Raw genomic sequence first — 11925 nt, 5'->3', positions numbered from 1 at the left:
TCTTTATAAGTATGACAATTGTAATTGTGTTTAACCCTATTCTCCGTTAAAAAAATGACTGAAGAACAGAACCAGCAACGGGAGATAGTCTGCCAATTCCTTTCGCAAAAATTGCAGGGCTTTTCCCATTTGATTTTCTACGGTTTTAACAGATATCCCTAATTTATCCGCTATTTCTTTGTATTTGAGTTGCTCATATCTGCTTAGAATAAATATTTTCCTTCGTTGTTCAGGCAACAGATCAATACTGCTTCTGATTTTAAGCTCCAATTCGGAAGCATTCATCGGATCATTTTCCAGACGTTCGGAATATTCGATTTCTTGTCGGTTGTGTTCTTTGTATTTTTCCCGGATATTGATGTGTTTAATCAGATTTAGACTTGAGTTTCGAACGGCACGGTATAAATAGGATTCCATTGAACTTTCAATGCGAATATCGTGTCGGTGAATCCATAGTTTGAAAAACACTTCCTGAACAACTTCTTCAGATCCTTCTTCTTCTTTCAGAAAATTATAGGCATAAGAACACAAACGACTGTAATGGGCGTTAAACAAAGTTTCGAAATCTGTTCTGTTAATGCATTCCGATTGTATTGTTTTTTCAGTAGTCAATGTTAAGCTAGTTAAGAGCAACAAAGGTAAATGTTTTTTTTATGATGTAAATTAATTAAGTGTCTGAGATATAAATAGAATGCCACGCAAGGAACGTTTTTTGCGCTTCTTGCGTGGTGTTTATTTGTTTTGGTCTGTTTTATTTAGCCTTAGAAGTAAAGTATATACTGTAAAGTAGGCAATAATGACAGTTGTTTACCATCTTCTATTTTATGAGTTGCTTCATTATATCTTTCCAATATTTTGGCCTTATTATTACTTGCATTTTTAATATCTATTTTAAATTCATGTTGTGTTTTTTTACGATTCACCTTGTATGAGAATGAGGCATTCAGAATAAAAAGATCATCTCCTTGTTTACTGAATTCACTATTGGCAAGATATACGGTTTCTCCGGCTTCCTGACTTTTCGCTATATCTACCGGCGTATAATATTGTCCTCCTCTGAATGTTATTTTTCCATTTAAACCAATTCTGTTTTGATCATTTCGCCCAACTTTATACTCTTTCCCAATAAGAAGATTGGCAGCATAATTTCCATTGTATCTTGAATTTCGCTCAATACCATCCAAGGCTGTAAATTTTGATTCGTATAAAGATCCTGTAAGCAAATAGTAAAAATTGTTATGGAAGAATCGTTCCAGACTCAACTCCAAACCGTAGTTTTTACCAGTTCCTTTGTTCACAAAATCAAAATCGGCCAAACCCTCTTTTATATCCTGAAGTACTATTTTACTGTTTGGGTCGTTTTCAACAGCTACATCATATAAATCCTGATAATAGGCCTCTGCTTTTAAATTCAGGTTACGGTTCAGCTGATTGTTATAGCCAAGTACATAATGTATGGCTTTGCTCATTTTTAAATTTTTGTTTGGCGTGTAGGTATTATTTTCATTATCATGTAATTGAACGAAATAGGTGGACAGGCTCTCTGTTTTGCTATGCATACCAAAGCCAAAGGAAAATGATTGGTTGGATAAAAACTGATACTTCAATCCAACTCTTGGTTCAATGGTGTAATCATTATTCAGTTTAAAATAACTTGCATGCACCCCGCTTACTACAGTGAAGTCTGATGTAATTCTGTATTTCCAGCTTACAAAGGATTGGAATAAATGAGACTTGCCTTCGGAATTTACATCTGTTGTAAATGCTCCGGTATTTTTAAAGTCGTTAACACTCTTGATGTCAAAACCCAAACGGGTATATTCAATTCCTGCCTTTACACTGTTTTTAGCATTTAGTTTTGTGTTGAATGTGCTGACATATTTAAAGTAATTGTGTTGATATTTTTCATTTAAGGCAACAAACATAGTATTGTCATCACCTAAGATTCTTGATTCATTTTGAGTATTGGTTGCTGAGTAGGCCATAGTGTTTTTCAGGTACGATTTTTTACCAATGGGCAAAAGGTTTGATATTCCAATTACAGTAAGATCTGAATTAACATTGTATTCCCCAAGAGTAATAGTTTCCTCATCATTCTCTTCCTTAGCCAGGATGTTGCTTTTTCCCAAAAGACCAAATAGAGTGAATTTACCTGCTTTTTGGGTAGGGAGTACAATTTTAAACGATCCATCCTGATATTTGGGAACACCATCGAAATCTACCAATCCGATATTATCCAACAGTTCAAGTGAAGAATAGCGATAGTTGGCTAAATAAGACCCAGAGTAATTCTTTTTTAGAGGGCCCTCAACAGTAAAATCGATGCCATAAGTGCTAAATCCAAAGGTATTTTCGTGTTTGGAATTATTACCCGAGCGCAAATTAATATCGAATATTCCCGAATAGGCATTCCCGTATTCTGCTGTGAAAGCACCCGTGAAGAAATCGGAATTGCTCAGCATGATGCTGTTTAGAGCATTAATTGCACCTCCGGTTGATCCTTCGTCGGCAAAATGATTTGGATTTGGTATTTCTATTCCTTCCATTCGCCATTGAATGCCCTTGGGAGAGTTGCCTCGTACAATAATTTCATTTGAGCCCTCGCCGTCGCCCGAAACACCGGCATAACCAGATACCATACGGGCAGGGTCGTTCAAAGATCCCGAATACCTGCTGGTTTCTTCAACGGTGAAAGCCTGACCACTAACGGTAGCCATTTTATTCAAAGTTTCGTGTCTGGCTGTTTTAGGATGAACCGTTACTTCTTCGATATGAGTAAGCGATTCTATTAACTCAATTTTCAGAACAACTTCTTTAGCTGAACCTATTTCAATATTTGCGATGGTTTTTGCTTCGTAGCCTAAACAGCTAATGTGTATGGAAATTCGGCCAATGGAGACTTGCTTTAAAATGAAATTGCCATCCATGTCACTCGCCGCTCCCTCAAACGGATCGGAATTCAGAATCACAATATTGGCTCCAACAAGTCCTTGTTTGGTTTCATGATCGATGATGGTTCCCCGAATGGTTTGGGAGTACAGTTTACTATTTGATTGTGCTTTGGATTCCTGATTACATGCAAGAATCAACAGTAACACTAACAGGTAATTTCTTATTTTCATGATTTTTATTTCGCATTATTATTCTTAAAATCATCAGGAAGACAATTGAAGAAAGAAATACCCCTACTGTGAAACGGAAAAAATGATTTTAATGCGAAAAGTTTTTTTGATATCCTTTTCAGGTGATTTTAATAACACCCTCCTTTTTTTACTTGGTAATGGAGCCGCGGTTCAATAGAATAAGATAAAGTAATTTTTTTATGTTATAAAGTAGGTTTAAATTTTTCGATATAAATGTTTTGTTAGCTAATTTCTGTTTTGTAGATTCGGGAATTGAAACAGGTAAATGAGCTGTTTCAGATGAATACGAAACGAAAATTACAATTTTATGAATTTAAAATTTTACCAGCAAAAAGGATTTAAAGCAACACTTTGTGCTGCCATTATTCTTATTGCAATACCTATTGTAACCGATTTGTACAAAGAGTATTTTGTATCAGAAACCGGGCATTTTAAAATAATGGGTGGCTTAAGTATTATTCTGGCCATTGGCTTGCTGGCAAAATGGAAATTTGTTCGGCACATTGCAGGAATTCTAACAGGATTTATTTTGTTTGCCACAATATTCATGGCTTTTGCAATGGGCCTGAATTACGCTATGGCATATACAGTATTATTCATCACACTGATTGTACTTTTGGTTTTGCTGAACTCAAAATCGGTTACTGTTTATATGAATTCAAAGTAAGTTTTATCTAAGAAATAGTATCTGTCAAAAAGAAAAATCTTAAACCAATATGAATAAAACAAAACAAAATTTTCAGCAGTACCAACGCAGCAGTACCCTTATTCATGCTGCCTTATTAATTGGTCAGGTGTTTTTCGCATCCTTTGCCGTTTTTATCAATCAAACACAAGGAGCAGTTGTGGCCGGCGATGAAGTGCTGCGCACTATGTTCATGATTATGATACCCTTGTTTTTTCTTGTGACCTATAGTGTTGGCAACTTAGTTTCAAACAAAAAATTAAAGCTGGCAAAAGAGGAGACTGAATTAAAAACTAAAATGGAATCTTATCGGGCAATCAGCATTATCAAATATGCAATGCTCGAAGGAACGGCTTTCTTCGCCATTATTACCTATTTACTCACCGGCGAATTGCTTTTGCTGGGTTTTGCCATTATAATTATGCTGCTGTTCGCAACTTATTACCCAACTAAAGAGAAATTGATACGGGAATTGGAACTGAATCGGGAAGAGCAGGCTATTTTAGAAGATCCTGAAGCAGTTGTTGCTGAGGTGGCAAAGCGTTGATCTACGATGATGAAACTCCAGATAAAACCGCTTTACAGATGTATGTAAAGCGGTTTTATTTTTTTTTCGAAAAAAATAAAATTATTTGTAACTATTCAGAATTTCGGGTACTAAATTGATAAGAAAGCTTTATAAATAATAGTTGGTTTGTGGAAATTTAGGTGATTAGTCAAACCGAAAAGTTTTCTCTTCAGTTTTTTTATTGCAAATTAAAATGAAAGTACAAAATGAAGAATAAAGGATTGCGTTACTACTTGTATGCCTCTTTTGGAGTTGGGAATATTGGTTTTTTATTATGCAGACGGTTTTATGATCGGTTGACGGATTTTGAATTGGGTGTTGGTGAAGGGATTTCGTTTGTGTTTATTCTTACCGGAGCGGCTTATTTAATATATTGTGCTATCAACAAGCAACATCCTTTGCAGGAAAAATCTCTTGAATGTCAAAAAAATGATTGATAAAGTGAACAAAGAAGAACAGTTTAATAAAATTTTAGCAGAAAACAGCGACCGGATTCGGCGCATTTGTAATTATTACAATTCTAATTCCGAAAATCAGAAAGACATGTATCAGGAAGTACTTGTAAACATTTGGAAAAGTCTGGACAATTTCCGGGGCGATTCAATGGTAAGTACATGGGTTTATCGGGTTGCCGTGAATACTTCTCTTAGTTTTACAGGCAAAAATTTCCGACAGATGAAATTGATAGTTAGCAGTGATTCACAAAATCTGAATTCCATCATTGATGACGAAAGTTTGCTTGAAAAACACAGGGAGGAAGCAATGCTTAATCAGCTTCAAAATGAGCTAAATCAATTGTCTGTGATCGACAAGGCCTTAATTTCGCTGATGCTTGAAGGGTTATCGATGAAAGAAATTGCCGATGTAATTGGGATAAAAGAATCTAATGTGAAGGTGAAAATTCATAGAATTAAAGAGCAGTTAAAATCTAAATTATCAGGAGGCAGACATGAGTAATAGTAAGATTTCAAAGGATACAAACGATATGGGATCGTTTATCGGTAAATTAAAAAGGGAAGATAATAATCTTCAAAAACTCTATAAGATTTTAAAAATAACATACATCGTCCTTCTGATTATTTACATTCCTATATTCTATTTCGAAATAGAAAAGGGAGGACTTGTGCCAATTCTTAAAGTAGTATTTATTGTGTCTGGATTTTCCATATTTTTGTTTTGTATGGCCTATGCACAAAAGAAAATGAAAAAAATATCTTATGCCGAACCAACTTTGATGTTATTGAAGAAAACAGAAAAACGATACAGAATATTCCATCCAATAGATTTGGCTAGTATTCCTGCATTTCTTTTCTTAGCTGTAGGTTTAGGTCTTAACGAAAAAATATTTTTAACAATTAAGCAGTTCTTTAATTCAGATCTAAATTGGAGAGTTTATTTGGTTGAAGCATGGCAGTTTCTGTTTAGTGGAGAGCATTGGTATAAAATGTTTGCTAAAACAGTAAATGAATTTCCAATGATAATTGTATTTATGGCAACAGGATTGTTTATATATATTCTTGTAATATTGTTGGTGTTAGGGTATATCCTCTGGATATTAAAGTATAAACCTATTCGTGACAATGCTCTTGAGCTAATAAAAGAAATAGAAAACTAACAGCACGTATTGAATAGCACCAAACCATCTTATATGTTCTTGTAAGATGGTTTTCCGTTTTTTTTATTATTGTCGGATAAGTTTCATTTTCCCAAAAACATTCGAAACCACCAAAAGGGGACCATTTTCCGATTCAAGTGTAAATTCACTGGTAAACAAATTACTCTGATACCGCAGTAGATTGCAATTTTTCAGGTACTCAGCGTTATGATATAATTTTACAAATTGATGGGAATCCTTGCGTCCGGTCTTGTCTCCCGAAATGTATTTCATCGTTATTGAATGATCCGAATCCGACCAGGAAAAAGAACAGACATCATTTGTTTCTGTATTTCGCCAATCACCATTCATTATAATGTTCATCATTTCTGTTGAGTTCATAGCTGTTTGTTTTAAGATTTTGGGTTACTAAAAGTTACGAAATCTTCAGGGATTTATATCAAAACATTTTTTAGCATGAATGAGGAAAGTTGAATAGTGCAAAAAAAATAGACGCGATTATAAATCGCGTCTATTTTGGTATTAAACCTCTTCAGGTTGCCAACTTTCCAATTTTATTAAATCGGGAAAGGCTTTGGGTTTATAAATTGATTTTCCTTCAAAAACCCGCAAACATTCCTGAATTCCCTCGCTAATACTTGGGTGTGGATGAACGTTTTGCCGAATGTCTTTCAAAGTTCCTTTTTGTGTAATCTGGTATGCAATGGATGTGATTAGGGTAGAAGCCTGCGGCCCTGCAGCACGCATACCCAATATTCGATCCTTACCATCATCACTTACAATAATTTTCACAAATCCATCGGTAGCACGCATGGCAATAGCACGGTTTACCAATGAGTTTGAATAGGTTGCAACTTTGTATGGAATACCACATTTTTGGCAGGCCTTCTCATTCAAACCAACAGCAGCAACTTCAGGTTTAAAGAACATTAAGGTCGACATATTTGAGTAGTCCAATGGATATTCTGAGTTGCCATACAAAGCCTCAACAATATATCTGCCTTGCAGTTCAGCAACCGAATACAATTGTGCATGCCCCGATACATCACCTGCAGCAAAAATGTTGCACGATTGAAAATTGTCTGTGGCACAAACTTCATTAATATCAAGATAACCACGATTTGTAGTGTTGATTCCAACATTTTCCAGTCCAATATTATCCAGATTCGGCATTCTTCCAATAGCTACAATAGCCACATCTACCTCTATTACTGTTGAATGTCCATCTTGATAATCCAGTACAACTTCTAAAAAATCCGGACGTTTTCGAATTGTTCTTAAGTTTGCCGTGTGATGTATAATTACACCGTTGCTTTCTAAATTTTTCCCAACAAAATTACTCAAATCATCATCTTCATAAGGAATTACCTTATGTTGTCGGTCCAATAAGTGAACTTCTGTCTGGTTGTAATTGGAAAAAATAGTGGCGTATTCACAACCAATAATTCCCGAGCCAATAATAATCATTCGTTCCGGAAATTCTTTTAAATCCATTATGCCTTCCGAGTCAATAATTCGCTCATTATCAATCTCAACATCAGGCATTGGTCTGGGGCGGGAACCTGTCGCAATAATAAAATTATCACCTTTAATCTGTTCTATTTTGTTATTGGAAATTACCTCAACAGTATGCGAATCTATAAATTTTCCCCAGCCGTATTTTAAGGTAATATTTCCGTAAGTCTCCGAAGGTTCCGAGTAAGTCTCAATTTGCGACAGCATTTGCAGCTGTTTTTGCTTCGCAGCCTGTATAATGGTTTGCTGAACCTTTTTGTAGTCAACATTTAAACCCGATGCACGATAACCTCTCATTACCGACGACGCTATTGAAAAATCTCTCGATAATTCCCACATTGCCTTTGAAGTTAAAGCACCATTCATAATACCGGCACCTCCTAAATGACTTGCCTCGATGATACAAACCGATTTTTTAAAATCGATGGCACGCATTGCTGCCGAGAAACCTGCCGGTCCACTTCCCAAGACAACAAGGTCGTATTTTTCTATATCCATAAAAACTATTGTTTATTGTTCTAATTGGCTGAATTACAAGCATGTTATGCTTAGGTAAAATGTATTTGTAACAGGAAGAATTACAGCCATTTTTGCGCTTCCCGCGAAATCAAGTAGAAAGATATAAATAAAAGTGCAAACCCATAAGCTTTTATATGTTTTGCGGATAAAAAAGTCTTTTTCTGATGTTTGGGTGTGTCCCTTTGGGTCGGGCTATTCGCTAAATCTTTTTTTCGTTCCTCAAAAAAGGATACCGCTGCTATCCCTCACACAATCCTGCGCACATAGAAGTAGTCACTATCGAGCAACGGCCTTGCGTTGTATTTATGGGAGTTACAATTTTTTGTAAATACTTTCGATTACAGTTTTCGATCGGGAATTGTCAATCGAACGCCATTCGGGCTGCAAGTTTGAATTGGAATGCCTTACAGGTTTCGATTGGCTTGATTCTTTTGCCTACTTTTCTCATTTAAGGAGAAAAGTAGGAGTTCGTCCGACTTGAGGACAAGCATTAGGCTAAACCATAAAATGGCTTGTGCATCCATTATCTCAATTTAACTATTCATTGAAGAAGTCCCCTTTAGGGGATTTAGGGGTAGTTCGAATTTCAGCAACAGCCATGCGTAATATTTGTAGATAAACGATTAAGACAGGCAAGAAGGTACAGCAATCTTACTAAGAATCCGATCAATTGGTAATTGTCCAGTCATTAAAAAAGCAATTTGCCTTCTTTTAACTTTTGAAACGTATGTTTATACAAAATTTTGTGCAGTAAAAGTCCTTCCTGTAAGTTCTCGTCACTCATCTCGTTTTCATACTCAATAAAATTTGCTGTTTCAAGTAAGTATACGTCATCTCTAAGGTTTTGGTATTCCTGTTCAATTAAATGTATGTCAGCAAATATAAGATAGGGCAGGCGACTTAATACTGCCTTTCTCTGATCGTTATACTCATCCAAATCCTTGGTTTTGCTATCCGCAAAATAGAATTCCTGTAAACTATCAACAAACGAATCATCACAACTTTTCATCAGAATAACACGATCTTTTCTTAATCGGAAAAGTTCCGCCGGATCTTCTTCAGGAGCCAAATTTTCTTCTTTTTCAATTCCTCTGGTAATAAACAGATAGGAGAGATGAGCCAGGCCGATGTTTTGTTCTTCATCATCAATCAAATCAAAATGGAGCATCATGATAATTGCCTTTCCCAATTGAGAAATGGCAGTATCATCCCAAAGTAAGAAAGGATCTTTTTTAAGAATCAAATAAATGGCATTCAAGTCTTTATTACAAGCCCTTATTTTTCCGTTTTGCCCTTTCTCAATAGCTTGTAATATTAGCTTGCGAAGCTGTTCTTCTGAAGATGTCATGTTATGGGATATTTATTTTTTAGAGAATATAAAGGTAGCAATTATCCTTTTATCTATGGGGGATGAATATTTATTCTACAAAAAAAAGAAGCCCAAACGGACTTCTTTTATATGAGGAACAATGAAATGCCAATTATACAATTTCTATGTTTTTGTGATCTGTTATTTTCTCACAATAGTGGCATTTTAGGGTAATAGGAGAGTTATTTATCACCTTAAAGCGAGTGGTTACAGCTTCTACATTTGTAATGCATTTTGGATTCATACATTTAGCAATACCAATAACTTTTTCAGGCGATTCTACAATTTTCTTTTCTGCAACTTTGTAATCACGAATGATATTTAGTTTTGCATGCGGAGCAATTAATGAAATTTTATTGATTTCTTCATCTTCAAAAAATTTGTCGGAAATTTTGATGATAGCTTTCTTTCCCAATAGTTTACTTTCCAAATTGTTTCCAAAAGTCACTGAATTTTTACTTTTGTCCAATCCTAAAATTGTAATTACCTGAAAAAGATATTCAGCAGGAATATGATCGATAACAGTTCCGTTTTCAATAGCGCTTACTTGCAATTCTTTTTTTGTGTTCATATGATGATGTGCTTTTATTCGTGAGTATGAATTTATAGATTAAGAGCTTTTGCTATGATAGCTTGTCGGGCATAAACACCGTTTAAAGCTTGTTCAAAATAGTAGGCTTTTGGATTGGTGTCAACATCCACAGCTATTTCATTTACTCTTGGAAGCGGGTGAAGAATTCTCATGTTATCCTTCGTGTTGCTAAGCATATCATTCTTAAGGATGTACACATTTTTTACTTTTTCATATTCCAAAGGATCCGCAAAACGTTCTTTTTGAACACGGGTCATATACAAAATATCAGCATCGTTAATAATATCATTAAATTCGGTATGTTCGAAATATTTGATATTATTTTTTTCCATGAAAATTTTGTACCCGCGGGGAATTTCCAATTCGGGAGGAGCAATAAAATGGAAGGTAGGATTGAAGTGAGAAAGTGCCATCAACAGAGAATGAACAGTACGACCGTATTTAAGGTCACCAACCATAAAAATATTCAGGTTTTCAAGTGTTCCCTGTGTTTTCATGATGGAATAAAGATCGAGCATGGTTTGAGATGGATGCTGGTTGGCACCATCTCCGGCATTAATTACCGGAACATCAGACACTTCAGATGCGTAGCGGGCCGAACCTTCAATCGGATGACGCATAACAATCAGGTCGCAATAGTTACTCACCATTTTAGTGGTATCCTTTAAAGTTTCCCCTTTAGTAACGCTTGATGACGAAGAATCGGTGAATCCAACAATTCTTCCACCCATGCGACTGATTGCAGTTTCGAAGCTTAAGCGAGTGCGGGTTGATGGCTCAAAAAACAATGAAGCAACAACTTTTCCCTCTAATAAGCTGCAGTTAGGATTTTTTTCGAACTCAGCAGCTCTAGCTAATACTTCCAGGATTTCTTCTTTTGTATAGTCGTCGATCGATACTAAACTTTTGTTATCCATTGATTAAAAATTAAGTGTGTTTATAATATGATTGTTTTTTTTGCACAAAAAAAAACCAACAATTACTAAATTTGATAGTAATGTTGGGTTTTTTGATAAATATTCTTGAAAAGGATTATCCAAATAGCCAAATCGGGAATTAATCCTCAAATCGTGTTTGCTTCGAAATAAATAATGGAAAATGTGTAAGAAGGAGTAAAGGTCTTTACTTCTTTTGGTATTATTTGCAGTTCCAGATTGAATTAGTTGTATCTCCATTCTAGATTACAAATATAGGCATAAATAATTCTGAAAATCAAATCAGAAATCGATTAATTATTAACATTTTTTTTGAGCGAAAAATAAGCAGGGAAATGTGTATGCATATAATGTTGATATCGAATTAACTAAATGGTTTTGACGAATTCTGTTTTAACGCTATCGATTTTTGAGAATTTTTCAAGGATTCTATCTGCTTCACTTTGTCGGATACTTAAAGTGATTTGGCAGGTTAGGTTGAAATCTTGTCCCAACTGTTCCGGTTGATCATCTTTAATGATTTTCATTACATCATTCATAACCAGATAATCGAAATTAATATTGTAAATGTCATTTACAGTCTTTTCAATAATTTCGGTATTGGCAATTGCATCGGCTGCTGCTGTTTTGTATGCATGTATTAACCCACTTACACCTAGTTTAGTTCCACCAAAGTAACGAATAACTACGATAAGTATGTTGGTAATATCATTCGAGAGTATTTGTCCCAAAATGGGTTTCCCTGCTGTAGATGAAGGTTCGCCATCATCATTCGCCCTGTATTCAGATTTATCAGCTCCAAGCATATATGCATAGCAATGATGCCGGGCATCGTAGTATTCTTTTTTTAGATTGGCTATATACTCTTTAATCTCCTCTTCGTTGGTTACAGGGTAAGCATATGCAATGAATTTACTTCCTTTTTCTTTGTATAGCCCTACGGATGCCAGATTGATTGTTTTGTAAGTATCGCCACTCATTTTT

General features: G+C 35.2%; 13 protein-coding genes. 5 read left to right on the top strand and 8 right to left on the bottom strand.

Annotated elements, in window-relative coordinates; translation table 11 throughout:
- Nucleotides 1–36 precede the first annotated feature (36 nt).
- A complete protein-coding gene (locus ACHZAX_RS11755; RefSeq protein WP_180327157.1) occupies nt 37–612 on the bottom strand; it encodes an RNA polymerase sigma-70 factor in 576 nt (191 codons plus the stop codon).
- A 149-nt stretch (nt 613–761) separates the two neighbouring features.
- Nucleotides 762–3122, bottom strand: a complete 2361-nt coding sequence (locus ACHZAX_RS11750) for a TonB-dependent receptor (RefSeq protein ID WP_320019252.1) — start codon at nt 3120–3122, stop codon at nt 762–764.
- Nucleotides 3123–3450: 328 nt separating this feature from the next.
- Between ACHZAX_RS11750 and ACHZAX_RS11745 the strand changes: the two genes are divergently transcribed.
- The 5 genes from ACHZAX_RS11745 (at nt 3451) to ACHZAX_RS11725 (ending at nt 6011) form a co-directional block, all read left to right on the top strand.
- Nucleotides 3451–3810, top strand: coding sequence for a hypothetical protein (locus ACHZAX_RS11745; RefSeq protein ID WP_101307921.1), 360 nt, complete (start codon nt 3451–3453; stop codon nt 3808–3810).
- A 49-nt stretch (nt 3811–3859) separates the two neighbouring features.
- A complete protein-coding gene (locus tag ACHZAX_RS11740) occupies nt 3860–4375 on the top strand; it encodes a hypothetical protein (RefSeq protein ID WP_320019251.1) in 516 nt (171 codons plus the stop codon).
- Between the two features lie 227 nt (nt 4376–4602).
- Complete coding sequence (locus tag ACHZAX_RS11735; protein ID WP_320019250.1) at nt 4603–4833, top strand: hypothetical protein; 231 nt, start codon at nt 4603–4605, stop codon at nt 4831–4833.
- Nucleotides 4826–5353, top strand: coding sequence for an RNA polymerase sigma factor (locus tag ACHZAX_RS11730; RefSeq protein WP_101307918.1), 528 nt, complete (start codon nt 4826–4828; stop codon nt 5351–5353). The genes ACHZAX_RS11735 and ACHZAX_RS11730 overlap by 8 nt, the downstream gene beginning before the upstream one ends.
- Nucleotides 5346–6011: a hypothetical protein gene (locus tag ACHZAX_RS11725; RefSeq protein WP_101307917.1), complete on the top strand. Its 666-nt coding sequence runs from the start codon at nt 5346–5348 to the stop codon at nt 6009–6011. The genes ACHZAX_RS11730 and ACHZAX_RS11725 overlap by 8 nt, the downstream gene beginning before the upstream one ends.
- A 66-nt stretch (nt 6012–6077) precedes the next feature.
- Here ACHZAX_RS11725 and ACHZAX_RS11720 read toward each other — a convergent pair whose 3' ends face one another.
- From ACHZAX_RS11720 to ACHZAX_RS11695, 6 genes are all read right to left on the bottom strand, one after another.
- On the bottom strand, nt 6078–6392 hold the full coding sequence (locus ACHZAX_RS11720) for a hypothetical protein (protein WP_320019249.1): 315 nt from the start codon (nt 6390–6392) through the stop codon (nt 6078–6080).
- Between the two features lie 141 nt (nt 6393–6533).
- Nucleotides 6534–8024, bottom strand: coding sequence for a dihydrolipoyl dehydrogenase family protein (locus ACHZAX_RS11715; protein ID WP_101307915.1), 1491 nt, complete (start codon nt 8022–8024; stop codon nt 6534–6536).
- 709 nt (nt 8025–8733) lie between these two features.
- On the bottom strand, nt 8734–9393 hold the full coding sequence (locus ACHZAX_RS11710) for a hypothetical protein (RefSeq protein ID WP_320019248.1): 660 nt from the start codon (nt 9391–9393) through the stop codon (nt 8734–8736).
- Nucleotides 9394–9526: 133 nt separating this feature from the next.
- Nucleotides 9527–9985, bottom strand: coding sequence for an aspartate carbamoyltransferase regulatory subunit (gene pyrI / locus ACHZAX_RS11705; protein WP_101307913.1), 459 nt, complete (start codon nt 9983–9985; stop codon nt 9527–9529).
- 32 nt (nt 9986–10017) lie between these two features.
- A complete protein-coding gene (pyrB, locus tag ACHZAX_RS11700) occupies nt 10018–10923 on the bottom strand; it encodes an aspartate carbamoyltransferase (protein ID WP_101307912.1) in 906 nt (301 codons plus the stop codon).
- A 386-nt stretch (nt 10924–11309) separates the two neighbouring features.
- Nucleotides 11310–11921, bottom strand: a complete 612-nt coding sequence (locus tag ACHZAX_RS11695) for an IMPACT family protein (protein WP_320019247.1) — start codon at nt 11919–11921, stop codon at nt 11310–11312.
- Between the last annotated feature and the right edge of the window lie 4 nt (nt 11922–11925).

Origin of the sequence: Labilibaculum manganireducens (assembly GCF_963665805.2) — a bacterium.
Taxonomy (GTDB): domain Bacteria; phylum Bacteroidota; class Bacteroidia; order Bacteroidales; family Marinifilaceae; genus Labilibaculum; species Labilibaculum manganireducens.
Note: the sequence above shows the minus strand (reverse complement) of the source record. Positions and strands in the feature narration are given on the sequence as shown.